Annotated in this window: 19 protein-coding genes and 1 pseudogene; 10 read left to right on the top strand and 10 right to left on the bottom strand. The window is 54.9% G+C overall.

Translation table 11 applies throughout. The annotated features are described in order from the left end of the window. Positions 1-85: 85 nt before the first annotated feature. The 6 genes from preA to B9A24_RS15960 form a co-directional block, all read right to left on the bottom strand. The gene (gene preA, locus B9A24_RS15985) at positions 86-1,486 is read right to left on the bottom strand and encodes an NAD-dependent dihydropyrimidine dehydrogenase subunit PreA (protein ID WP_084447017.1); all 1,401 of its coding nucleotides are present in this window, start codon (positions 1,484-1,486) and stop codon (positions 86-88) included. Between the two features lie 96 nt (positions 1,487-1,582). Next, complete coding sequence (locus B9A24_RS15980; protein ID WP_084447016.1) at positions 1,583-2,911, bottom strand: FAD-dependent oxidoreductase; 1,329 nt, start codon at positions 2,909-2,911, stop codon at positions 1,583-1,585. Between the two features lie 79 nt (positions 2,912-2,990). After that, the gene (locus tag B9A24_RS15975) at positions 2,991-3,848 is read right to left on the bottom strand and encodes a nitrilase-related carbon-nitrogen hydrolase (protein ID WP_234997377.1); all 858 of its coding nucleotides are present in this window, start codon (positions 3,846-3,848) and stop codon (positions 2,991-2,993) included. A 107-nt stretch (positions 3,849-3,955) separates the two neighbouring features. Further along, positions 3,956-5,332, bottom strand: a complete 1,377-nt coding sequence (hydA, locus tag B9A24_RS15970; protein WP_084447015.1) for a dihydropyrimidinase — start codon at positions 5,330-5,332, stop codon at positions 3,956-3,958. A gap of 194 nt (positions 5,333-5,526) precedes the next feature. Then, positions 5,527-6,879 carry an aminotransferase class III-fold pyridoxal phosphate-dependent enzyme gene (locus B9A24_RS15965; RefSeq protein WP_084447014.1) on the bottom strand — a complete coding sequence of 451 codons (1,353 nt, stop codon included), beginning with the start codon at positions 6,877-6,879 and terminating at the stop codon, positions 5,527-5,529. Positions 6,880-7,050: 171 nt separating this feature from the next. Beyond that, positions 7,051-8,523 (bottom strand): CoA-acylating methylmalonate-semialdehyde dehydrogenase, encoded by a 1,473-nt coding sequence (locus B9A24_RS15960; RefSeq protein ID WP_234997375.1) that lies wholly within the window; start codon positions 8,521-8,523, stop codon positions 7,051-7,053. A 258-nt stretch (positions 8,524-8,781) separates the two neighbouring features. On the opposite strand from B9A24_RS15960, the gene B9A24_RS15955 reads away from it, so the two are divergent. The 7 genes and pseudogenes from B9A24_RS15955 (at position 8,782) to B9A24_RS15935 (ending at position 16,125) form a co-directional block, all read left to right on the top strand. Further along, positions 8,782-10,113 (top strand): NAD(P)/FAD-dependent oxidoreductase, encoded by a 1,332-nt coding sequence (locus tag B9A24_RS15955; RefSeq protein WP_084447013.1) that lies wholly within the window; start codon positions 8,782-8,784, stop codon positions 10,111-10,113. Positions 10,114-10,265: 152 nt separating this feature from the next. Then, positions 10,266-11,075 (top strand): annotated as a pseudogene (locus tag B9A24_RS23265) (beta-L-arabinofuranosidase domain-containing protein); the annotation flags it as partial. Further along, entirely contained in the window at positions 11,049-11,543 is a 495-nt protein-coding gene (locus B9A24_RS23260) for a glycoside hydrolase family 127 protein (protein ID WP_394334642.1), read from the top strand. The pseudogene B9A24_RS23265 and the gene B9A24_RS23260, both read left to right, overlap by 27 nt. Before the next feature lie 672 nt (positions 11,544-12,215). Then, positions 12,216-14,213 (top strand): RICIN domain-containing protein, encoded by a 1,998-nt coding sequence (locus tag B9A24_RS15945; protein WP_159452076.1) that lies wholly within the window; start codon positions 12,216-12,218, stop codon positions 14,211-14,213. Positions 14,214-14,526: 313 nt separating this feature from the next. Beyond that, positions 14,527-15,462: a ring-cleaving dioxygenase gene (locus B9A24_RS15940; protein ID WP_084447011.1), complete on the top strand. Its 936-nt coding sequence runs from the start codon at positions 14,527-14,529 to the stop codon at positions 15,460-15,462. Positions 15,463-15,465: 3 nt separating this feature from the next. Further along, positions 15,466-15,660 carry an alpha/beta hydrolase gene (locus B9A24_RS21715; RefSeq protein WP_143434978.1) on the top strand — a complete coding sequence of 65 codons (195 nt, stop codon included), beginning with the start codon at positions 15,466-15,468 and terminating at the stop codon, positions 15,658-15,660. A 12-nt stretch (positions 15,661-15,672) separates the two neighbouring features. Next, positions 15,673-16,125: an alpha/beta hydrolase gene (locus tag B9A24_RS15935; RefSeq protein ID WP_234997372.1), complete on the top strand. Its 453-nt coding sequence runs from the start codon at positions 15,673-15,675 to the stop codon at positions 16,123-16,125. A 484-nt stretch (positions 16,126-16,609) separates the two neighbouring features. Here B9A24_RS15935 and B9A24_RS22760 read toward each other — a convergent pair whose 3' ends face one another. The 3 genes from B9A24_RS22760 to B9A24_RS15920 form a co-directional block, all read right to left on the bottom strand. Then, the gene (locus B9A24_RS22760; protein ID WP_234997370.1) at positions 16,610-17,083 is read right to left on the bottom strand and encodes a hypothetical protein; all 474 of its coding nucleotides are present in this window, start codon (positions 17,081-17,083) and stop codon (positions 16,610-16,612) included. Further along, positions 17,008-17,685, bottom strand: coding sequence for a DNA polymerase beta superfamily protein (locus B9A24_RS22755; protein WP_234997368.1), 678 nt, complete (start codon positions 17,683-17,685; stop codon positions 17,008-17,010). The genes B9A24_RS22760 and B9A24_RS22755 overlap by 76 nt, the downstream gene beginning before the upstream one ends. Before the next feature lie 102 nt (positions 17,686-17,787). Next, positions 17,788-18,558 carry a nucleotidyltransferase domain-containing protein gene (locus B9A24_RS15920; RefSeq protein WP_084447009.1) on the bottom strand — a complete coding sequence of 257 codons (771 nt, stop codon included), beginning with the start codon at positions 18,556-18,558 and terminating at the stop codon, positions 17,788-17,790. A gap of 145 nt (positions 18,559-18,703) precedes the next feature. Here B9A24_RS15920 and B9A24_RS15915 point away from each other — a divergent pair, with 145 nt between their 5' ends. Continuing rightward, entirely contained in the window at positions 18,704-20,413 is a 1,710-nt protein-coding gene (locus B9A24_RS15915) for a M28 family metallopeptidase (RefSeq protein WP_084447008.1), read from the top strand. Between the two features lie 131 nt (positions 20,414-20,544). Next, entirely contained in the window at positions 20,545-21,477 is a 933-nt protein-coding gene (locus B9A24_RS15910; protein ID WP_084447007.1) for a WD40/YVTN/BNR-like repeat-containing protein, read from the top strand. Positions 21,478-21,501: 24 nt separating this feature from the next. On the opposite strand, the gene B9A24_RS15905 is transcribed toward B9A24_RS15910, so the two are convergent. After that, positions 21,502-24,207 (bottom strand): polynucleotide kinase-phosphatase, encoded by a 2,706-nt coding sequence (locus B9A24_RS15905; protein ID WP_084447006.1) that lies wholly within the window; start codon positions 24,205-24,207, stop codon positions 21,502-21,504. A 78-nt stretch (positions 24,208-24,285) separates the two neighbouring features. Here B9A24_RS15905 and B9A24_RS15900 point away from each other — a divergent pair, with 78 nt between their 5' ends. Further along, positions 24,286-25,635, top strand: coding sequence for a putative sensor domain DACNV-containing protein (locus tag B9A24_RS15900; RefSeq protein ID WP_084447005.1), 1,350 nt, complete (start codon positions 24,286-24,288; stop codon positions 25,633-25,635). Positions 25,636-25,672 lie beyond the last annotated feature (37 nt).

Genomic DNA, 25,672 nt, shown 5'->3' with positions numbered 1-25,672 from the left:
TTCGAAACAAGGATGCCTTCTACTACTGGAAATAGTTGCTCAAACTTCTTCGGGGCAAACCTGAGACGGGCCGTAGTCTCAGCCGCTACGGTTGTCTCACCGTATCGTGGGGCGCGGGAGCTACGTTAGTTATCTGCCGGGCCTTGCCAGGCAGTGTTTTGTGCTTTTCCTTGCCGAGGGCAGCCGTTGGTTCGGGCACCCAGTGGTGCAGGCCGCCGGCTCGCTCATCGTTAAAGGTCGTTGGAATCGTGTCGGCCAGCGTGCGCTCTTTCCAGGTAAGCTGTTCGGTGCCATCGTCGGTACGCTCCATGGTGATGCAGTTTTCGACGGGGCAAACCAGGGAGCACAGGTTGCAGCCCACGCAGTTTTCCTCGATAATTTCGGGTACGCGGGTGCCTTCGCGCAGGGCAATGGCCTGGTGCGCCCCGTCTTCGCAGGCCGTGTAGCAGAGCTGGCAGCCAATGCACTTGTCTTCGTGAATGTTGGCCGTCACCTTGTACTTCAGGTTTAGCTCTTCCCAGTGCTTCACATTGGGCAGGGCCTTGCCCACCATGTCATAAATAGTATGAAAGCCTTTTTCTGCCATGTACTGCTCCAACCCGGCCGTCATCTCGCGGATAATGCCGAAGCCAAAGTGCATGGCGGCCGTGCACACCTGCACCGAACTGGCCCCCAGTAGGATGTGCTCCACGGCGTCGCGCCAGTTCTCAATCCCCCCAATGCCGGAGATGGGCAGCTGCACATAAGGGTCCTGAGCACAGTTTTTCACCATATTCAGGGCAATTGGCTTCACGGCCGGACCGCAATAGCCGCCGTTCGTGCCCTTGCCATCCACGATCGGATAGGGAGCGAACAAGTCTAGATCCACCCCCACGATGCTTTGGATGGTATTGATCAGCGAAATGGCGTCGGCCCCGCCCAGACGAGCAGCTCGCGCGGGCTCCGTGATATCGGAGATATTGGGCGTCAGCTTCACAATCACCGGAATCTGCGCTACCTCCATCACCCATTCCACGATGGTGCGCAGCACGTCCGGCTCCTGGCCGACCGCCGAGCCCATGCCCCGCTCGCACATGCCATGAGGGCAGCCAAAGTTCAGCTCAATGCCATCGGCGCCGGCGTTGGTCACGTCGCGCACAATCTGGTGCCATTCCTCCCGGCTCTGCACCATCAGGGAGGCAATAACGGCGTGGTGCGGAAAGTGCTTTTTCACTTCCTCAATTTCACGCAGATTGTCGGCCAGCGGGCGGTCCGAAATCAGCTCGATGTTGTTGAAACCGATCAGGCGCTTATCACGGTAGTTTACCCCGCCGTAGCGGCTCGATACGTTCACGACCGGCACGCCCAGCGTTTTCCAGACAGCCCCGCCCCAACCCGCATCGAAGGCTTTCATCACCTGATAGCCCGAGTTGGTAGGCGGCGCCGAGGCCAGCCAGAAAGGATTTGGTGACTTAATCCCGGCGAAGTTTATGGAGAGATCCGGCATGGAAAAGTCAAGTGAATGAACGGAGCAAAATGCGTCCGAGTGGGGGCTGAATTATGTATATCCTAAAGCGCTGACAAGTAACGCTGGGGGGCTTTTTTACCGAGCTGACAGGTAGGCGTGAATGCTCCGGGCAGCTACCTTGGCTTCGGCGGCAGCATTTACTACTTCCGCGCCGCCATTGAGGGCATCGCCGGAGGCAAAATACTGTGGGTTAGTCGTTTGATACGTGTGCGTATCAGCCATGATCCGACCTTTACTATCGAGCTGCAAACCAGGAATCAGGCTGAGGAAAGTTGTCTGCTTGGCCTGGCCGGTGGCTTTGATAACCATGTCGCAGTCTTCCACGAACTCGCTGCCGGGCACGGCCTGCACCTGCCCGTCCACGGTAGTCGTGCGGATAAACCGGACGCCCGCCACGCGGCCGTTGCCTATAATTTCGAGCGGGGACACGTTGAATAGGCCTTTTACGCCCACACTCTTGGCCAAATCGTATTCGAAGTCGTAGGCACCCATATCGTCCTTGCCGCGCCGATACGCCAGAATCACGTCCTCGGCACCCAGGCGCGCCGATTCCGAGGCCGCATCCATAGCAGTGTTACCTCCGCCCAGCACAATCACCTTGCGGCCCACCAGAATCTGGTGGTGCTCGCGTCGCAGCTGCTCAATAAACTCGACCGCTCCCACGCAGTTTTCGCACTCCTCGCCCGGCAGCAGCAAAGCGTTGGTTTTGCCCAGACCAATACCCAGAAAAACGGCGTCGTAGGCTTCTTCGAGCGCCAGCAAATCGGGCCGGGAGGTGATGGGCGAATTATACTGCACCCGGTAGCCAAACTGCGTTTGGAGGTAGTCCATCTCAGCCAGCACTTCTTCGTTGGTGATTTTGTAAGGCGCTACGCCATGCACCGTAAGGCCCGAAGGCTGGGATTTGGCCTCAAACACATCTACCTCGTAGCCCAGCGCCCGCAGCTCACAGGCGCAGGAAATACCCGCCGGCCCCGCGCCGATGATGGCCACTTTGCGGCCGTTGGGCTGCCCCGGCTCAAAGAGGTGCTTGTGGCTTTCGATTACCTGGCGGGTAGCAAAACTTTGCAGACGACCAATCTCTATCGGCTTCACATCCTGTAGGTTGTACACGCACGCTCCCTCGCACAGCACCTCCGTGGGGCACACCTTGCCGCAGGCATTACCGAAGTAGTTCGCCTCGTAAATAGTTAGGGCCGCGCCGGTCACGTTGCCGGTGTTAATCTGCCGGATAAACTGCGGAATATCAATGCCGGTAGGGCAAGCTTTAATGCAGGGCGCATCGAAGCAAAACAGGCAGCGCGAGCTTTCGTACAGCGCCTCCGTAGTATTCATCCGGGGCTTAAGCTGCGCGAAGTTGGCGTGAAACTCCTGTTCGGAAGCTGGGGGAAAGAACTCGGCCATGGGACTGGCGATAGGTTATGGGGTGATAAAAGGCGGTGGTACTACGACTTTGGAGTCGTAGTACCACTAACATAGGCGCCTACAGCTCGACCAGCTTCTCGTAGGTCTCGGGGCGACGGTCGCGGAAGAACTGCCAGGTGGCTCGTACCTCTTCGATCATATCAAGGTCAAACTCGGCAACCAGCAGCTCGTCTTTATCCTCTGAGGCCTGGGCAAAAATTTGCCCCCTGGGGTCGACGAAGTAAGACGAGCCGTAGAACCTGCCCAGGTTCCAGGGCTTCTCCTCCCCTACGCGGTTGATGCAGCCCATGAAATAGCCATTGGCGGCGGCGTGCGCGGGCTGCTCCAGCTTCCAGAGGTACTGCGAGAGGCCCGCAACTGTGGCCGATGGGTTGTATACTATTTCAGCCCCATTCAGGCCCAGCACCCTGGCGCCGTCGGGGAAGTGCCGGTCATAGCAGATGTACACGCCCACTTTGGCGTATTTGGTTTGAAAAACGGGGTAGCCCAGGTTGCCCGGCTTGAAAAAATACTTCTCCCAGAAGCCGGAGGTGTGCGGAATGTGGTTCTTGCGGTACTTGCCCAGGTAGGTGCCATCGGCATCAATGACGGCCGCCGTGTTGTAGAGAAAGCCCGCCGCTTCCTTTTCGTACACCGGCACGATGATGACCATGTTGTACTTCCTGGCGTACTCGGCCATGCGCTCGGTGGTGGGGCCAGGCACGGCTTCCGCCGACGCGTACCAGGCATTGTCCTGGCCGGGGCAGAAATAGGGCGTGTTAAATATTTCCTGCAAACACAGGATTTGCACGCCCTGTCGGCCGGCCTCATCGATAAGGGGCAAGTGCTTCTGCACCATGGCTTCCTTTATTTCCGCGATGGAACCTTCGCCCTCGGTCATGGGCAAACTCATCTGGATAAGACCGGATTTAATCATTCGTGGCATGAGCTGAGGGGTTCAGTTTTGAAAGTTAGAAGAGAGTGAGGCCAGTCGGCAGTTAAGCAATGTACCCAATACGGCTTTACTATCTTAGTATAAGTTAGTTAGAAAATCGTTGGGCCGCGCCTGATAAACTGGCCGTAGCCTTTTTCCACCTGTGCCTGGCCTTCCCGGATAGCCACTTGGCCACGCAGTACCACTGTTTCAATCTTGCCCGTCAGCTCCCAGCCCTCGTAGGCCGAGTAATCGACGTTCATGTGGTGGGTGGCGGCGGAAATGGTGTGCTGGCGCTGCGGGTCGATGATGACCAGATCAGCGTCGGCACCGATGCTGATGGTGCCTTTGCGAGGGAACATGCCAAAGATTTTGGCCGCATTGGTGGCTGTCACGGCCACGAACCGTTGCAGGCTGATGCGGCCCTTGCTCACGCCTTCCGAGAAGAGCAGTTCCATGCGGTGCTCAATGGCGGGGTGGCCGTTCGGGATTTTGGAAAAGTCATGCTTTCCCAGTTGTTTCTGCTCCCACAGAAAAGGGCAATGGTCGGTGCCAACCACTTGCACTAAGCCCTGATTAATGCCCGCCCACAGCGTTTCCTGGTCCTTTTTCTGGCGCAGCGGCGGCGACATCACGTATTTTGCCCCCTCGAAGTCCTGCTCATAGAGCGAGGCATCGAGCAGCAGGTACTGAATACAGGTTTCGACGAAAACCCGCTGGTTGCGCCGCGTGGCCTCGCGCACTTGGTTCAGAGCGCCTTCGCACGTCAGATGGACGATGTAGGCATTGACGCCCGTGTAGTTGGCAATATCGGTGAAGCGGCCGGAGGCTTCGGCTTCCGTCACTTCCGGCTGCGAGAGGTAGTGATACAGCGGCGACAGCTTGCCCTGGGCGCGGTGCTGGGCCACGAGCGTATCAATCATGTCGCCGTTGGTGGCGTGCACGGTTACTAGGGCACCGTGCTTTTTCACTTCCTGCATCAGGCCCACCAGCTGGGCGTCGTCGATCATGAGCGCGCCTTTGTAGGCCATAAATGCCTTGAAAGACGTGATGCCTTCGGCCACCATTTCCGCAATTTCGGCTCGGGTTTGCTCATTAAAATCCGTCACGGCCATGTGGAAAGAGTAGTCGCCGACGGCAGTGCCGGTGGCCCGCCCCTGCCACTCCGTGAGGGCTTCGCGCAGGGAATGACCCTGCTTCTGGAGCACAAAGTCGATGACGGTGGTGGTGCCGCCGTGTAGCGCGGCGCGGGTACCAGTTTCGTGGGTGTCGCTGCTGAAGGTGCCCATAAAAGGCATATCGAGATGCACGTGCGGATCGATGCCGCCGGGCAGCACCAATTTGCTCCCCGCGTCAATTACCTGATCCGCTGACTCCGTTAGATTCCGGCCAATAGCGACGATGATTTCGCCGTCAATCAGCACATCACAGACACTATCGGAATCAGCCGTCACGACACGGCCGTTTTTAATGAGCAGAGACGCCATTCAGAGAGGGAAAGTGTAGAGGATAGGGACTAAAAATTTAGCATTTTTTCTTTACAAATTCAAATAGCTGACGCGCATTGAATTTTTCTTACTCCAAATTATATTCAAAACGGGTCCCGGTCTCCAGCTACAGCCGGAGCTCAACAGCACCATAAAATCGGCTCTAAAGCAAGAAAAGCCCCCCAGGCGGGTTATCAGCCGTGCGTATGCTGGTCAGCAATGCTGACGGCCTGGGAAATAATGGCCAGTCCTTCTTCCACCTCCTCTTTAGTAATATTCAGCGGCGGCGCGATGAAAATGTAGTTCCAGCGCACGAAGGTGTACATGCCCAGCTCCCGGATTTTGGCCGCCACCTGATTCATTACTTCCATTTGGTTGGGGGCAGCGTTCCAGGGAGCCATGGGCTCTCTGGTTTCGCGGTTCTTTACCAGCTCAATGCAGCCCAGCAGACCTGTATTGCGCCAGTCGCCGATGCTGGGGTGCTGGCCCATCAGGTCGCAGATGCGGGCGTCCATGTATTTGCCCATTTCGGCGGCATTCTCAATCATGTTTTCCTCTTCGTAAATGTCGAGCACCGCTACGGCGGCCGCGCACGAAACGGGGTGGGCCGAGTAGGTCAGACCAAGAGGCAAAGGTTTGTCGTCGAAGGAGGCAGCTATTTTTTCATCCACCATCACGGCCCCCAGTGGCAGGTAGCCGGCCGTGATACCCTTGGCTATTGCCATCATGTCCACTTTTACGCCGTGGTGGTCGGAACCGAACCATTTGCCGGTGCGGCCAAACCCGCTCATTACCTCGTCGGCGATGAGCAGAATACCATATTTGTCGCAGATGGCGCGCACCCGCTGCCAGTAGGTTGGGGGGTATTTTATGCAGCCCGAGGTGCCTGATTCACCTTCCATAAGAATGGCAGCCACGTTGCCGGGTCCCTCGTACTGAATAACCCGCTCCATGTGGGCCGCGGCCCGCTCGGCGCATTCTTCGGGCGTGGTGCTGTACCAGGGGCAGCGGTAGAAATACGGGTTTTCGACGTGTACTACCCCCGGCATCGCCTGGCTATCTACGGCCAGCTTGCGCGGGTCGCCGCCGGCACTGATGGCCCCGTACGACGCGCCATGGAATGAGAGGTATAGGGTCACGATTTTGTGGCGGCCGGTGTACACGCGGGCCAGCTTGATGGCATTCTCAATTGACTCCGCTCCACCCAGCGTAAAAAAGGCTTTGGTCAGGTTGGGGGGCGTTATTTCGGCCAGCTTCCTGCCCAGGTCGCCGCGGGCCTTGGTAATCATGCCGGGATACACGTAGCTCAGCTCCTGCATCTGGGCCGCCACCGCCTCGGTCACCTTCTGGTTGCCGTGGCCGATGTTCACGTTCATCAGCTGGGAGGAAAAGTCAATATAGCGCTTGCCGTCCCGGTCGTACACGTACACGCCTTCGGCCCGCTCGGCATTAATCGGATTCAGCCCCGCCTGCTTCGACCAGGAGAAAAGCGTGTAATCAAGGTTGTCCTGCAGAATCTGTTGCTTGTCGTGGGTGAGCGTTTCCATGGTGAGGTGGGTTTATTTGTTTTTTCGGTCATGCTGAGGCGGAGCCGAAGCATATCGCGTACTGATGTTATGGAGTTGTTAGCGCCCTGAAAAAGCGGTCATGCTCTATAACGTCAGCACGCGATATGCTTCGGCTCCGCCTCAGCATGACCACCTTTTACGATTAGGCCTCTAACTCATCCAGTTCACGCGCGACTCGGGGTTCCACTTGGTGGTCACCTTCTTGAGCTGAGTCCAGAACTCGATAGAGCTTTTGCCAGTGATGTCGCAGGCGCCGAACTTGGACTCATTCCAGCCGCCGAAGGAAAAAGGCTCCCGCGGCACGGGCACCCCGATGTTCACGCCTATCATACCGGCCGACGCATTTTCCATCACGTAGCGAGCCAGTCCGCCGCTCTGGGTAAACACCGACGCCGCGTTGCCATAGTTGGACGAATTTTCAATGGCTAACGCCTCATCTATATCTTGGGCCCGAATAATGGCCAGCACGGGCCCGAAGACCTCTTCATGCGCAATGGCCATATCGGTAGTCACATGGTCGATAACGGTAGGGCCTACGTAATAGCCATCTTCCTGCCCGGCAACGACGGCGTTGCGGCCATCCAATAGAATATGAGCGCCGGCTTGCTCCGCTTCCGTTATGTAGCGTTCAATCCGTTCCTTAGCCTGCCGGCTAATAACAGAACCCAGATTTTTACCCGGCACAATCTTGCGGGCTTCTTCTACTAATCGAGAAATAATCGGTTCCACGGCGCCCACGGCTACCATAGCCGAGCCCGCCATACAGCGCTGCCCGGCGCAACCTGACATAGAAGCCGCTACGTTGGAGGCGGTCATATCTACGTGGGCATCGGGCAGGACGAGCAAATGGTTTTTGGCTCCGCCTAGCGCCACGCAGCGCTTCAGGTTGGAGGTAGCGCGCTGGTAAACCACCTTCGCAATCCTGGTAGAGCCCACGAACGACACCGCCTTAATGCCAGGATGGTCGCAAATGGCCTCCACAATTTCCTTGTCGCCGTGCACGATGTTGAGCACGCCATCGGGCAGGCCAGCTTCTTTCAGCAGCTCGGCGATGCGGCCAGCGCTGATGGGCACCTGCTCGGAGGGCTTCAGGATCATGCAGTTGCCCAAAGCAATAGCGTTGGGAATGGTCCAGTGCGGGACCATATTGGGGAAGTTGAAGGGCGCGATGGAGGCCACCACACCCAGAGGCTTGCGCTCGGCGCGGCATTCTACACCCTGGCTGACTTCCAGTAATTCACCAGCTACTAATTGAGGCAAAGAGCAAGCAAATTCGGTCAGCTCAATGGCCTTTTCTACTTCGGCTCGTGCCTCATCCGTCGTCTTGCCGTTTTCCTCGCGCACCAAATTCGTTAGCTCGGGCAGATGCTTTTCCAGCAGGGTTTTGTAGCGATAAAAAACCTGCACCCGCTCTTTTATCGGCATTGCGGACCAGGCAGGAAAGGCAGCCTGAGCAGCTTCCACCGCCTGGTTTAGCGCAGCCCGCCCACTCAGGGGCACGGTCGAAATTACTGCCCCGCTGAGCGGGCTGAATACTTCCAGGCTGCGCGGATGGGCATCTGCTACAAACTGGCCGGCGATGTAGTTGCGCACCGCGGGATACTTCAGAACTTCGACTTCCATAAGACAAGGGGTTTAATCTCTTGCAAGTAAATAGTTTAAAGCACAAAAGCAACTCTGCCAGAATAGAGACCAGGAAAGCCGAATGAACACGGATCAAGGCGTAAGGCTGGGCTGGGGGGCTTTTTCAACCACATGAATCTTTAGTGAATGAGCAATATCACCCCCATCTTCGTCCATCTCGCGTATTTCAGCCAGCTAACCTTGAAATGAAGCTCAGCCCTACCCTGGCGACTTCTTACTTCCGGCCCCCTCATACATATGGAAACCCTGACTAAAATAGAGGATATTAATCAGCCGCGGGTGGTAATTGTGGGCGGCGGCTTTGGCGGTCTGGAGCTGGCGCGGGCGCTCCGCCACGCGCCGGTGCAGGTGGTGCTTATCGACAAGCAGAACTACCACGCTTTTCAACCTCTGCTTTATCAGGTAGCTACGGCCAGCCTGGCGGCCGACTCCATCGTGTCGCCCTTCCGCAAAATTCTGGATGGCCAGGACAACTTCTATTTTCGCCTCGCTGAAGCCCTATGTGTTGATACTGAACAACAGTTGCTCGAAACGTCCATTGGCCGCATGCGCTACGATTATCTGGTGCTGGCCACCGGGGCTACGTCCAACTTCTTCGGCGATGAGCAGATGCAGCGGCACGCCATTACGCTGAAAACGGTGGCCGATGCCATTGAGCTGCGCAACACCGTGCTTTCCAACTTCGAGCAGGCCCTGCAGCTGGGCGATATGGAGAAAATCAACAGCCTGCTGGACTTCGTGATTGTGGGTGGCGGCCCCACCGGCGTAGAGATTGCCGGTGCTCTGAGTGAGCTGCGCGCCCACGTATTTCCGCGCGACTACCGGGAATTGGATTTCAAGGAAATGGATATTCACCTGGTGCAGAGCGGCCCGGTGCTGCTCAAAGGGATGTCGGCGGAAGCTTCCCGCAAGTCGCTGGAATACCTGAAGCAGTTTGGGGTACAGGTGTGGCTGGACCGCCGCGTGAAATCGTACGACGGCTATACCGTGACGCTCAATACCGGTGAGCAGCTGATTACCCGCACGCTTATCTGGGCGGCGGGCGTCACGGGTAGCCCTATACAAGGGTTGGGTGCTGATTGTCTGCTGCCCGGCAACCGGTACGCCGTCAATGAGTTCAATCAGGTAGCGGGCTACGACAACATTTTTGCTCTCGGCGACATTGCGGCTATGCGCAGTGAGCTTTATCCCGAAGGCCACCCGATGGTAGCGCAGCCGGCGCTGCAGCAGGGGCGCCTGCTTGGCGAGAATTTGATGCGCCGGCTTAAGAATGAAGCCATGCAGCCTTTCCGCTACGATGATAAAGGCAGCATGGCCACCATCGGCCGCAACCATGCCGTGGCCGACATTAAGCTTTTTGGCCGCGATTTGCGGCTGGGGGGCTTTTTAGCCTGGCTGGCCTGGAGCTTCGTGCACGTAATCTCGCTGGTTAGCTTCCGCAACCGCCTGATCGTGCTGCTCAACTGGGGCTATACCTACTTCAGCTACGATAAAGGCTTGCGCTACATTATCGGCGACCGCAAAGTGCTGCCGCCGGTGGAAGACATTCAGGACAAGGCCATTACGTGACGGGTACCGATGGCCGCCCTTACGCGCCAATGCCTTGCCTCGTCTGCTGCAAGACGACAGCCCCAACCTTCTGTCCGCTGTCAACTTTATCCTGAAATTTTAAGGGTAAGCTAGCAACTTAGTGCGCTGCTCCATTCGCTGGGGGGCAAAAAATGTGGGAGCAGGTAAAAGCCAGCAAAATCGATGCGGGCAGCTTTTCGCTCAACGATAAATGGGTACCCTGGTACAACATCCACAAAACCTACGCGGGCCTGCGCGATGCTTACCTGTTCGCGGGCAACGCCAAGGCTAAAGACATGCTGGTGTAGCTAGCCAACTGGGACGTTGATTTGACCGCTTCGCTCACCGACGCCCAGATGCAGGATATGCTGCGCAGCGAGCACGGCGGCATGAATGAAGTGCTGGCCGATGTAGCGGAAATTACCGGCGACACAACGTACCTGACGCTGGCCTGGCGTTTTTCGCACCGCTCGATACTGGAGCCGCTGCTGGGGGGCAAAGATGAGTTGAACGGTCTCCACGACAACACCCAGATTCCCAAGTTTATCGGCTACGAGCGCGTGGCCGAGCTTTCCGGCGATACGGCGTGGAGCAACGCGGCCGCTTTCTTCTGGAAAACGGTGGTGGAGCATCGTATCGTCTCGATTGGCGGCAACAGCGTGAGCGAACACTCCCACCCCGTCTAGGACTTCACGGCCATGCTGGAAGGCAAGGAAGGCCCCGAAACCTGCAATACCTACAACATGCTGAAGCTAACCAAGCAGTTGTACCTGACCAGCGCCGCCACTCCTTATATATACTACTACGAACGGGCCCTCTACAACCACATTCTCTCCTCTCAGCACCCGGAAAAGGGTGGTTTCGTGTACTTCACCCCCATGCGGCCCCGGCATTACCGCGTGTATTCCCAACCACAGGAAAGCTTCTGGTGCTGTGTGGGCTCGGGCCTGGAAAACCACGGCAAATACGGTGAGCTGATTTATGCTCATAATAAGGAGGACTTATTTGTTAATCTCTTCATTCCCTCCCGCCTCACCTGGCCCGAGTCAGGCCTGACCCTGACGCAGGAAACTCACTTTCCTTACGCTGAGACGACTAGCATGAAGCTTCAGCTAAAAAAAGCCTGCCGTTTTTCCTTGCACATCCGGCAACCCAACTGGCTCAAGCCGAACGCACGTCAGGTACTCGTTAATGGTCGCGCCGTAGAATACAATACGTCAGCCCCCGGCTACTTGACCATTAAACGCAAGTGGAAGTCGGGTGACGTGGTGAGCATGGCCTTACCTATGGAAACCAAGGCTGAGTTTTTACCGGACAAATCCCCTCGCCTTAACCATAAGATTCAGGCTGCAAAAGGCGTAAAACAAGAAAAGCCAATGGAGAGATATATACCTGCCATAAGCACAGGCAAAGGCCTTTTAATTCAATAAATTATATATAATATATAATTTGTAAACACCAATTTAAGTAATTAAAATATAACTTTTACAATATATCTACGATCAAGCTTACCAAAGTTCATATATTACAACCCTATATTATATTAAAAGGTGAAATCTGAGATTATTATCGTTGTGAAATAATTTAGTGAGTTATACCCTCCACCGTTAGCAACCATTTCAATTAGCCAAGGCTCGATAAAAAACCTTAGCATTATTGTGGTTGACGGGCTGTTCTTTCAGCTACACCACTAGGGCATAAGTTATCTTTCTACCTGATTCGTTGTCCAATTTTCTCACGCCGTATTTCAATATAAATCATTACCTATACTTAGAACCTTATAATGGCACCTAGCGAAAAATTCAGGCTATTCACGCCTTTTTATTTGTAATAAAGAGGTAGGATCTACTTTACATAATATAGTAAAAAAGCCCCCCAGAATGCTCTGGGGGGCTTTTTTACTATATTGATTATGGCTTTATCTACTTGACTGAACAATAGGCTTTATGGCGTTTCCACTATGTGCAACTTTTTGTCCTCTTGCTTCGGGTTCGGGTTTATCCAGTAATATTGCCACTTCTAAACCAGTAGACTCCCATCTAAACTGGTCTGTTTCGTTCACTCTGGATTGTTCACTTTTATTCTTTCAAACTCCTCAACGAATGCACATCCGACACCTTACCCCCGCTTCAGCACGCCAAGCAACATCTCATTGGACACTGTTTTCCTGGCTGCTTCTGCTCTTCACCGGCGGTGCTTACACCGGCTTCGCCCAGAGCTATCAAGGTCCTTTGGTTATCTCCAGAGGCGGTACTTACTCCGGCAACTGGGAGAGCAACGACTCGAATACCCCCGCTGTTAGCGTTGAAACTTCCGAGCCAGTAGTAATTGAAAATGCGAATATTCGTAGCCGGGGCATTTTGATCCGTGCCCATCATCCTGGCATCAATCTAACGGTGCGCAACTCGAATGGTTACGGTATGACGCCAAGCCAGGACAACGTACGGTACGGCCGCTTTCTGGATGCGAATAATTTCAAGAACATTCGCCTAGAGCACAACTACCTCGATCATACGTCGGGTATTTATCTGGCTTTCTACCAAGGCAACCAGTCGACTAACGAGACGGTAAAAATTCTTTACAATAGAGTAAGCAACATCGACGGCCGTTTCCGCAACGGCAGTGGATTTGAGCGGGTGCAGTTCGTGCAGTTCAACAGCGTACGCGGTGTACGGGGAGTAGAAGTTGCCTGGAATCAGGTGGTTAACGAGCCCTATAAGAGCCGGGTAGAAGAGAATATCAATTTCTACTTGTCCAATGGCACATCGGATAGCCCCATGCTTATCCACAATAACTACATCCAGGGTGCCTATCCTAGCAGCCCCGGTACCGAAACCGACTACGGCGGGGGCGGCATCAACATGGGCGACGGCCACAGCAGCGATATAAACGAAGCGCCCGGCTTCACGAAAGCTTTCGACAATCACGTTGTCAGCACCGGTACTCAAGGCATTTGCGTAGGCGCGGGCCATGACATGGAGTTTTATAACAACCGGATCATTAACTCGGGCTACCTAGAAGACGGCACGTACATACGCTGCAATAACGTAGGTGTCTACATTATGAAATCGGAGGAAGGCATCTTCTACAATAACAAAGCTTACAATAATGTAATAGGGTACGTTAACCGGAATAATGGCCGGCAGCGTAACGACCAGTACCTGCCCAATGCAAACGAGCCCCATAACTACTCGCTGAATACGGAATTGCCGTTTCTAATTACCCGCGATACTGAAAAAGCAGAGTACGTAATCTGGGAAACTAAGCTCCGTAATAACGGTGTGGTTGTAGGTCCAACGTCAGGTTCTTCTGCTCCTGCTCCATCACCTGTTCCCGCTCCTACCCCATCGCCAACTCCTGGTAATAGTGATATCGTATCGGGCGGCACGTATAAGCTGACACATAAAGGCACTGACAAAGTGCTGGACGTAGCTAACAGCAGCTCGGCTGCTGGCGCTAATGTGATTCAGTGGAATGATAACGGTAGTGACAACCAGCGCTTCATTTTCACTCTTAACAGCGATGGCACCTACAAGATCACGCACAAAGGCACGAACAAAGTACTGGATGTGGAAGGCGGCAGCGCTACCGCTGGTGCTAACGTGATTCAGTGGGACGATAACGGTGGTGACAACCAGCGTTGGATTGTCCAGCGTCAGGGTGATGGCACCTACAAGCTAACGCACAAAGGTACCAACCAGGTATTAGACGTATTTGGTCGCAGCAGCGCCGCCGGAGCTGAGGTATTACAGTGGGATGATAACGGTGGCAACAACCAGCGTTGGGTTCTCACCCGGATCGGCACTGGCGTTAGCGCCAACAGTGTTAGCTCCAGCGCAACACTGAGCGGCACGAGTTCAAGTGCTTCCTCGAAGGCTTCTACTGGCGTAACGATCTATCCTAACCCAGCAACTGACTACGTGATGCTGCCAACTGGCACTGACTATGTGCAGATTATCAGCATGACTGGCAAAACGGTTCTGGAGAAGCGTGGTACACTAGGCCAGCGCTTAGACATTCAGAGCTTAGCAAGTGGTTTGTATCTGGTGCGCGTAGGCGAGAAGGGCAAAATCAGCTCGCAGCGCTTAGAGGTTAAGTAGTATCTATCTTCTCTGCTTACCCTACCATTCTAATTCCTTCTACAAAAACCCCTCCTAGCGAGGGGTTTTTGGTTTTTAAATAACTTCAGTAATTCCTGTCAGACACTTAATTTCTACCTCTACTTTTACTCTGGAAAACAACTCTGGTTCACTGTCACTTTTATTCAATCCGTAGGCTGCAGACTCCCATAGGCAGGCCCTACGATGGATTTTACGTATGCTCATGATCAGATGTTTCAGGACTTTGACTTTAACACTGGATTTTTTCCTGCTTATTGATTTAGCCCCCGTTCATCCTTAACTATAGCCTTGTATGTCTGACCACATCCTCGGTCTGCACCATATCACCGCTATTTCCAGCGACGCCCAGCGCAACTACGACTTCTACACCAAAGTATTAGGTCGGCGCTTTTTGAAGAAAACGGTCAACTTCGATGACCCCAGTACCTACCACTTTTACTTTGGTGATGAAGTTGGTTCGGCAGGCACCATTCTCACGTTTTTTCCCTGGCAGAACATGACGCCCGGCCGGCGCGGAACCGGACAGGCGACGGAAATTGGGTACTCGGTCCCCGAGGGTAGCTTCGACTTCTGGCTCAAGCGCTTCGAGCAGTACAATCTCACCTTCAACAAGCCCAACGAAAAATTCGGCGAGCCCTACCTAACCTTTCTCGACCCTGATGGTCTGAAACTGGAGCTTACCGTGGCTAAAAACCCCGACCCGCGCACGCCCTGGACCACCCCGGAAGTGAGCGCCGATGTAGCGACCAAGGGTTTTCATAACGTAACCCTGACCCTGGCCAGCATCAAAGGCACGGCCGAAATTCTGACCGACGTATTTGGCTACAAGCTGGTAGAGCAGCACGTAAACCGCTACCGCTTCGCTACCGATGCCGTGCCCGGCGCGGCCATCATTGATCTGGTAGAAGCGCCCGGCGAGGCCCGTGGACATGTGGCCGGCGGCTCGGTACACCACATTGCCTTTCGCGTACCCGACGATGCCACGGAAATGCGCTTTCGCGAGAAGATTGCGGCCCGCGGCCTGAACATCACAGAGCAGATTGATCGGCAGTACTTCCACTCGCTGTACTTCCGTGAGCCGGGGGGCATTTTGTTTGAGATTGCCACCGACAATCCTGGTTTTATGATCGACGAGCCGTTGGCTGAGCTTGGCACCCACCTGCTGCTGCCACCCCAGTACGAAGGCCGTCGGGCGCAGATCGAAGCTCAATTACCTGTTATTCGTTGATCTATGGACTATCAGCCTCTTCATTATATCTACCGCCCCGCCGAGCAGGCAACCAGCCGTACCTTGCTGCTGCTCCACGGCACGGGCGGCGATGAGCGCGACCTGCTGCCTATCGCTAGCCAACTTGGCACGGGCTTCAATGTACTGAGCGTGCGCGGCAACGTGCTGGAGAATGGCATGCCCCGCTTTTTCCGCTGACTTGGCATGGGTGTGTTCGATGAAGATGACGTCCGTTTCCGCACCCATGAGCTGGTGCACTTCCTGCGCGAAATTGCCCCCCAGAAACGTTTTGATTTACAAAGTCTGGTAGCGCTGGGTTATTCTAATGGGGCCAACCTCATCGGGAGTATGCTCCTTCTCTGCCCTGAGCTACTTGCTGGTGCCGCCCTGCTCCGCCCCATGCAGCCGCTGAGTGAGGTGCCTGCGGCCCCGATGATGAATACAGAAGACCAAAATACCCCCCAGAATCCGGTGCCGGTGTTTTTTGCGCCCGGTCAGCGCGACCCAACCGTAGACGCCGCCACCGACCGTTACGCAAGTCTGCTTACTAGTCGGGGCTTCAAGCTTACGCGCTACGATGCTCCTGCTAGCCATACCCTCACGCCCCTGGACGTAGCACAGGCAGCTAGCTGGTACCAGTCGCATTTTACTCATGTTGGGTAAATATTTTTAATTTTTTATATACAATTGATTTATAATGTTTTACACAGTAAATCATAAAGTATTGAAATAAGGAGTCTCCTGGAGTTAATCTGGAGGCTTTCTTATTTTAGCCCCTACAACGAGTAAGCCTATACTATTACCTATGCTCTACTTAATTGCTGGCAAAGCGACCGAAATGAATGGAAAAGCATAGCAACCCGGCACGGCTGAAAATACTGGTTAAGGAGAAACGTGCGGATATGCACCAACTCCTCCCCTACCCTACTGTTAATCAACAATACACGATAGGCCAGCATTTTTGGGCGTACTGGCCCTGTCAACAGGTGGTAGCGATAGGTATCCTCTTGAATTATCTCCTAAGCGTGGTGAAGGGGTAACGCTGCATACTTTCAGATGATGCGCCCGCTTCAGTTTCTGCCGCAACTACGTGATGACCCGATGAATAGGTAGCGCTGGCCCCTGCAGTAAGCTCTTCAGCCCAACCTTAGACGCGTGTCGAGGCATAAAAACCCTGCCGCACCCGAATCAGCAGTTTCTCGGCTGCCTGTTTGTCGGGTGCCTCCGGTAAACTCAAAGCGGCAAAAGCGGCTTCTACCCGCGTCACCAGCGCCTCGGCTTCCTCTACCAACGCCTCGTATTCAAACTCGCCCCGCCGGATTTGCAGCAGAAACTCCTGGTTGGGCCAGCGCATGTGCAGCTGGCCTGTAAGGGCAATCTCTTCAGCCATTTGCAGCAGGCGGAATACGTGCAGCATATTTTTGGCGTCGTAGTTTTTGCCGTGCCGCACGGTATTCTGGTAGCGCTCGGCGTTGCGCTTCTGCACCCAGTCGTGGTACTCGCGAAACACGCGGCAGTAGGTGCTGTAGCCGTTGCGATTGAAGCTCAGATACGCCACCGGCACCTCCCCTTTCGGCACGGCCGACAGCAGCACATCCTGGGAGGTTTCCGGGTCGCGCACCAGGCCCCGGTAGCCGTAGGGGGCTTTTTTATCCTCAATAAACAATGCGTACAAGTCGGTAAGATGGGGCCGTTGGCTAGGCCACACTGGGCGGCCGTATAGCCCTGCCCGGCCAGCCACTGCTGCACCGGTCGCGCCCCGGCTCCCACCGTCACGTAGCAAAAATCCAGCACCGACTTACGGGTTGGCGGCTCAGGATGGTTGATTTTCTTGTTCAAACCCTGTGCTTTCCGAATCTGGGCCACGGCGTACTCGGCGAAGCTCGGGCGGCAAAGCTTCGACAGAAAATTTTCGGCCCGAAAAGCCACGAACAACGGATGCCGGGAGATGCCGCAGTCGGGCGGCGTGCCCAGTAGCTCCAGCACCGTCGGGTTGTTTTTGAGCAACAATTCCACGAAGCGGCGCAACTCGTAGAACACCTCGTCATTCGTTTCATTAGCGACCTGAGGCACGTAGTCGAGCCCATAAAACCCGCTTTCGGGCAGAATGAATACACCCTTCAGGTCCGTATTCGAGTGGGGCAGATTGGTACCGTACGCGCGGCTCCCGCTGATGGCTTCAAAAAGAATCAGGCCACGCTGGCGCAGGTCAGAAATGGTCATAGAAATTGCTTGTAACTCGAAGCGGTGCTTCGCCTTGCGTTGCGGTCATCAGTCAATAAATGCTCTCAGCTGCTTGTTCAACGAGCGAAGCACCGCTTCGCGTTACTGCTCAAACGCCGCTCTAATCAACCGCCGAAACAACGCTTCCAGCCCCGAAACCGCGCCAGCCGCTGGTACGGGCAATGTAGCGCGGGCAGCTTGCCCGTCCGCGTATTCCTCATGCAGAAAAGCTACTAACTCGCCCGGCGACGGCACCATTGTTTTTTCATCGGCGGTGGCTTTGCGGGTCAATAGCTCATCCACCACTCCACTCAGCGCAGTCGGCAGCATTTCCCGCAACAACCGAAACTCCATGGGGGGCAATTTTGCGGGCCGCTCCCGAATCCAGCGGGCTGCCAGCGCCGAGCGCAGGGCATAGAACAGGCGCTTCAGCCGCACCTCTTCCCCAGTCAAATCATCCTCTACCTCGCGCCGCACCAGGCCCAGGTAATGGTGCAAACCGGCCCGTGGATTAAAGCATTCACCCATAAAAGGCTGCACGGCCGCCCGAAAATCCAACGCCTCCCGGTACACCACCGGCAACTGCAACCACTCAAACAAAGCCGCATTCGAGCCCCGCAGCAGCTTCAGCGCCTTGCGCAACTCCCACCCGGCCAGGTCCAGCTCCTCATCCACCGGAAAGTTGAGCGTGTCGGGGCCTTCGTCTAGCGTCAGATACCAGTCGGCCGGGTGAACGTAAATGAAGCGCACGTCATAGTCGCTATCGGGCGAGGGAAAGCCCCAGGCCCGGCTGCCCGATTCGCAGGCGTAAAGGACACGGATACTGTGGGTCGCTTCGAGTTGGGTAAGGGCGGTTTGAATACGAGCGTGCATAGGCCTGCAAGATGAAGGATCTGAGCGTAGAATTTGTAAGCGAATATCTGCTACTATTGATACACAGAATTCCTTTTCGTCAGCCCCCTTCTCAACTTCCTCAAACCCTGCTATTTGAACTTTGAGGTTTAACAGCCATACCCGTATGTTACCAATCACTCGCTTCTCTGCTGTTGCCGGACTGCTTGGCCAGGCGCTGACCAGCTGCCAGTCGCAGCCCGCTTCCAACACCACGGAGGCTAGCCAGCCAGCCGCTACCGCTACCGCCGAAACCGCAGCCGCTTCCACCGATACTATCAGCACAGCCAGTATCAGCAAGTATCTGCAAGCTGTGTCGTCGGATGAGATGATGGGCCGCAAGCCGTTTACCGTGGGCGAGGAGCGCAGCACTAAATATTTGGCCGACCAGTTCCAGAAGCTCGGCCTCAAGCCCGGACCCGATGGCAGCTACTATCAGCCGGTGCCGCTGGTCGAAATAACGGGTACGCCAGCTGCTACCATGCAAATCAAGGGCAACGGCCAGAACCTGAGCCTTCAGTATAAAACCGACTTTGTGGCCTTCACCCAGCGCGAGCAGCCTCAGGTAGCCGTTACTAACTCGCCGCTGGTATTTGCCGGCTACGGCGTAGTGGCCCCCGAGTATGGCTGGGACGACTACGCCGGCCTCGACGTGAAAGGCAAAACGGTAGTGGTGCTCGTAAACGACCCCGGCAACGCGGGCACCGACACCACGCTGTTCAAGGGCAAAGCCATGACTTACTACGGCCGCTGGACCTACAAATACGAGGAAGCCGCCCGCCACGGCGCCACCGGCGTGCTCATCGTGCACGATACCAAGCCGGCCGCTTACCCGTGGTCGGTGGTGCTGAGTGGGGCCGTCAGCCCCAAGCTACGCGCCCAGACCGCCGACAAAGGCGCCAGCAAGTGCGCCATCGAAGGCTGGCTAACGCTCGACGCGGCTAAGCGCCTCTTCCAGGCCGCCGGCCAGAACTACGACCAGCTTTACGCCGCCGCCAACCAGAAAGGATTCCGCGCCCGCCCGCTCGATGGCCTTACCGTCACGGCCAGCATCCAGAACAAGCTCCGGCGCCAGACCAGTCGCAACGTGCTGGCGGTGATACCTGGCACCACTCGCCCCAATGAATACATCATCTACTCGGCCCACTGGGACCACTTTGGCGTGGGCAAAGCCATTGCCGGCGACTCCATCTACAACGGCGCCGTGGACGACGGCACCGGTCTGGCTGCTCTGCTGAGCATTGCCGAAGCCTTCCAAAAAGCCCCCCAGAAGCCCGCCCGCAGCATTGTGTTCCTAGCCGTAACGGGCGAAGAGCAGGGTCTGCTGGGCTCGGCCTACTACGCTCAGCATCCGGTGTTTCCGCTCAACAAAACCGTGGCTGATCTGAATATGGACATGCTCTGGCCCTACGGCAAGATGAAGGACCTCACCGTCATCGGCTATGGCCAATCGGAGCTGGAGGAGTACGCCCGCGCCGCCGCGAAGGAGCAGGGCCGCTACCTCCTCCCCGACCAGACGCCCGAAACCGGCATGTTCTACCGCTCCGACCACTTCAGCTTCGCCCACGTCGGCGTGCCCTCCCTCTACGCCAGCGGGGGCTTCGAGAGCCGCACCGGCGGCAAGGAAGCCATTGCCCGGCAGCGCCAGAACTATACTACCAACATGTACCACAAGCCCGCCGACCAGTTCGACCCCAACTGGGATTTGAGCGGCATTGCCCAGGACGCCCAACTCTACTTCCGCGTGGGGCAGCGCCTGGCTGGTGAAATTACGTTTCCGCAGTGGAAAGCTGGATCAGAGTTTAAGGGCGCACGGGAGAAGAGTATAGGTAGGTAATGAAGAGCTATACTCTTCATTACCTACCTAGTAAAATATCATTAACATTGTATGATCCTGTAAAAAATCATTAATTCATGGCAAAGTTTACAACAATAAAAGTACGCTGTGTATACATTATTTCTTTTTTCATGTTTGCTATTAACTCCTGCAATAGAAAACAAAACGATAACCATGATTTAATCTTTAAGAAGTATGATTTTAAAGAACGATCAGTCAAGAACAAATATGTTCTTAATGACGAATACGACCCTAGTGTTTATGACTTACTACCTGTATCTGGTGATACATTAGTAGTCGCTAAGTGGAAAGGTGGTTTATCAGTAACTACAGATGCAGGGTTGCATTGGAACACAATGCACACCAAAGCAAAACAATACGGTTATGTATATTTTAAACATATAATGATTGATGATAATGGAGTACTTTGGGGATTAGACAGTTGGCAAGGCATACACGAACCTGATTATTCACGAATATCTTACTCCTTTGATCTAGGCAAAACTTGGTCAATGCCAAGAAAATTTGATACTAACAAGTTTTTTCCTCTCAAATTTTATTCTCAACCTAATCATCCTCTTCAGGTAGTCGCCACTGATGGAAAGGTATATGAGGCAAAGGACGATTTAGCTACTAACTGGCGTTTCATAAAATACATTCCTGAATTAAATTACACTGTCAATAACACGATACACGATGGCTCATACTTCGACGACAATAATTTTAAACTTATAGAAGTCAATAATACACGAGGCGAATTATATGAAAATAACAATGATTCTTGGAAACTAGTATTTAATTCTAATTTCATTACAGAGGCTAGCGGTATATGTCATTGTGATGAATATATTTACTTAGTTGGAACAAACAGGTATTATGGCGACAGTGCATATTACCTGTTTAAAATTCAAGAAGGGGAAGTTATTGAAAAAATAAAAACACCTCAGTATAGTGCCTTCAGAGAAGCTATGGATATAAAATGCGATGACAAAAAAAGACTTTGGTTATATAGTTTCAGAGGTATCTGGTTGAAGCAAGGAAAAAAGTTGTATAAGAAATATTAATTATACAGCAGCATAGAAGAAGTCCTACAACCTAGGATCCACGGCCTCGCTTTCCAGAGCCAACACACCAAACACACACTGGTGCACCTCCCGTAGCGGGGCGCCGGCTACGAAGCGCTCCAGGCCTTCCACGCCGAGGGCAAACTCACGCAGGGCCAGGTTGCGCTTGGCTTTTACGGCCCGCTCCTTCAGGCGCTCCAGGTTGCCGGGCAGCAGGTAGTCGGGGCCGTAGATAATGCGCAGATACTCGCGGCCCCGGCACTTGAGGGCGGGCTGGAGAAGGCCTTTTTTGGTGGCGGGAATGAAATCGTAGGGCTTTACGACCATGCCTTCGCCCCCGGCGGCGGTGAGGTCAGTCCACCACTGGATGGCGGCTTCCACGGCGGCGGGATCCTGGAGCGAGACTACGTGATAGGCGGTAGCGCGGAGCAGGCCGGGGTCGGGCAGGCAGAGGGCGCGCAGGGTTTCCATGTGCCAGGCGTGGTCTTTGTCGAAGTAGGTGCGGCCCTCGGTGGCCAGCAGGTGGAAGGGTGCCAGGCGCAAATCGTCGAGGCTTTCCACCGGCCAGCAGTAGCGGCGGTAGGCCTCGGCGTAGTGCGTGGCGGCGGTGCGGCGGGCCGTGGTACGGGCCAGCAGGGCTTCCACGCCGTCGAGGCCGCGGGTGGCGGCTTGCGCTAGCGTGGCTTCGGCCAGGGGCAGGGCAGCGTCGGCGGCAGCGGCTACGGCGGCGTACTGGTTCTTGATCAGCTCCTGCGCCTTGGCCGACCACGGTAGCAGCTCGGCATCGAGGCAGACCCAGTCGGTGTGAAATTTCTCCCAAAAATTGCCCCCCAGCAGGGCGTCTTGCAGGCGAGTGAGGAAGGCGGCTTCCAGGGCGGGGGCGGTGAAGAAGTTTCGGCCGGTGCGGGTGTAGCACTTGCCCGGCCCCTCGCCTACCACCCCGAAGCGGCGGCGCGCGGCCTCCTCGTCGCGGGCCAATACCACCACTACGCGGCTACCCATGTGTTTTTCCTCGCACACCACGCGCTCCACGCCCTGTCGGCGGAAGTAGTCGAAGGCCTCGGCGGGGTGTTCCAGCAGGTCGGGCAGCGGCGAGGTTTCGGTGGGCGACATGGTGGGGGGCAAATACAACAGCCACTTGGGGTTGAGGGCAAACCGGCTCATCACCTCTAGGGCGGCCACAGCGTTTTCCTCCCGAATAGTAACCGAAGGCAGCAGGCGCGGCCGGATGATTTGCTTGCCGGTCACGTCGCGGATGTCGAGCAGGTCGTCGTGCTGCTGTTGGGCGGAAAGGTCGGTTTGGGCAGCTTCTAGAAGCTCAAGGGCGCGATAGTTCAGCGGGCGCACCGGCTCGCAGTACACGCGGGCGGCGGGCACAGAAATCAGTTCCCGCTCGGGGTATCGCAGGGCCGTGAGTTGGCCACCGAACACGCAGCCCGTATCAATGTCGATGGTATTATTCAGCCACTCCGCCTCGGGCACGGGCGTATGGCCATACACCACCATCGCCCGCCCCCGATACTCCGAGGCCCAGTTGTAGCGCACGGGCAAACCAAATTCGTCAATCTCGCCGGTCGTTTCGCCAAACAAGGCAAAGGCCCGCACGGCGCCCGAGCCGCGGCCCTGCATTTCCTCGCGCATGCCCGCGTGGGCCACCACCAGACGGCCACCATCCAGCACATAATGGCTCACGAGCCCATCCAGAAACTGCCGCACTTGGCTCTTGAACGTGTCCGACTCGGTGGCCAGCTGCTCCAGGGTTTCGGCAAAACCATGCTGCACATTCACATTTTTGCCCCCCAGATGGCGCAGCAGCTTAATATCGTGGTTGCCGGGAACGCACAGCGCCAGCCCATCCTGCACCATCCGCATGACCAGGCGCAGCACTTGTGGGGAGGCTGGGCCACGGTCTACCAGGTCGCCTAGGAAAATGACCTTACGTGGGACCCCACCCCCAGCCCCTCCCCGGTGGGGAGGGGTGCGTTCTACTGTAAAGCTATCGTCTGGTTCCCTCTCCCTGCCGGGGATGGGACTGGGGGGTGGGGTCCGCGTCACGCGCACGCCCAAGTCGCGCACGTCCACGATTGGCTCCTCTTCCACCACAAAGTCCAGCTTACCGAGCAGCTGCACCAGCTCATCATAGCAGCCGTGCACATCACCGATAATGTCGAAGGGGCCGGTTTCGTGCTTGCGGTTGCTGTAGAGCGGGTCGCGCACGATGGCCTGCACTGCGTCGATTTCCTCGGCACCGCGCAGGTGAAAAATGTGGCGGAAGCCTTCCTGTTTGAGGGTTTTGAGGCTGCGGCGCAGCTGCTGACGCTGCTGGGGCACTACGTGCCGGGGCAGGTGGCGGCGCTCGGGGCGGGTTTGGTTGCGGTCCTCGGCTAGGCGGTCGGGCACGTCGAGGATGATGACCGTGGGCAGCACGTGGTAGTCGCGGGCCAGCTGCACCAGCACCTTGCGGGCTTCGGGCTGCACGTTGGTGGCATCGACTACCGTAAGTAGGCCGCGCTTGAGGCGCACGCCCACCAGGTACTGCAATAGAGCAAACGCATCGGGCGTGGCCGACTGGTCGTTTTCATCGTCGGCCACCAGCGCCCGGCAGTAGTCCGAAGACACGATTTCCGTGGCCCGAAAAAGGCGACGGGCAAACGTACTCTTCCCCGCCCCCGACGTACCCATGAGCAGGACCAGCGAGAGTTCAGGAAGTTTTAGGGTAGTCAGAGCCATAAGAGCAAAGCGGACGTATATTTAGGAATAGCTTACTTGGGAACGTTAACGGGTTTCTAGCTTATTCGGCACGATACGATGGCACATACGAACTCCACTTATCACGACTTAGCTAGGCTGGTATACAAAAAGCTAACGAAGACTAACTATCCGCAGCCCAGCGAGAGCATAATAACTCATCTGTTCGAGAACCTGTTTTTTACGAGCCTCAAAACGGAAGAAGGCCAGCTGATTAAGGTTACAGTCACCTTCATCGATCCGGCTGACCCCGACCCTACCCCGCCCGAGCGCATTGTGGCCGACCGCTGGAATTATATCCACTTCCGCAAACGCATTCCCTTCACGGTAAAAAACATCGTGAAGCTGTCGAAAGCGGCCGACCCATGGAGCTCGTCGCTGGCCGTGTACTACGACTCCAATAATGAGCTTTTTATCTGGGGCATGATCGACCAGGCGGTTCATTACCAGGATTTTCTCAACTACGAAACCGATTCCGGCTCCGAACAACCCGGCCTTTTCCAGACCACCATATCCGACATCGGGAGCATTCATGTAATGCTCGATTATGAGTTGATTGCCACCTTAAAGCAAAATACGCTAATCAGCAATTATGTCGATGTTTTCAGAAAGGGCACCGTAAATAAAATATTAAAATCATTTTCCGAGCCTTATAAAAAGGCAATCCGAGATTATATTAAAAAACATCACAAAGACGAGGATTCCAAAGATTGGGACGAGTATATAGAAACATCCATTATTCAATCTTTATCGCGCATTCTTCTTAAAACCCAGAACTATCATCACGGGGGAGCTTTTTTGATAACACCGTATCAAAAAGCAGGTTTAAACGTAAAACACGAGCTATCCTACGACCGATTATTCAGGGCAATTGTAAATTATATTCAGCTCAATATTTCGCATTACAAGTACTCGAATGCTATAGCTGATGAATTCTCGAAAGACGAGAAAAATCTGGTGCCTGTATCGTTGTATATAAGTGAAAACGTATCGGAAGCGCAGAAAAAGGAAACAAGTGATGAAATAAAAGGTGCTATTCGATTTATTTCTTCTTTATCCTGCATCGATGGTTTAGTAGTGCTCACTACCGATTTAAAAGTTAAAGGCTTCGGCACCGTTATTCGGTCTAAGCCTTTGCCGGACTATGTGTATGTTTCCAAAAGCGCTACCGTACGCGAAACTAAAATCTCAGCCGTGAGCCCCAATCAATTCGGCACCCGGCACTGCTCTATGTTTTCGTACTGCTGGAATAATAATGGCAGCTTAGGATTTGTCATTTCCCAGGATGGAGATATTCGAGCAATTACCAGAGTAGAAGAAAAACTAATTATGTGGGAAAATATTAAGGTTCAACAATTTATTAAAAGTGAAAGAATTAGCAAACCCCTGAAAATCGATACACAAAAGTGACTTATAGCACATTCCAGAACGGTGTAGCTGTTGGCGG

This window comes from Hymenobacter roseosalivarius DSM 11622 (genome assembly GCF_900176135.1).
In the GTDB taxonomy this organism is placed as follows: Bacteria; Bacteroidota; Bacteroidia; order Cytophagales; family Hymenobacteraceae; genus Hymenobacter; species Hymenobacter roseosalivarius.
The sequence above is the reverse complement of the archived record's forward strand: the minus strand, read 5'-3'. Positions and strand labels throughout refer to the sequence as shown.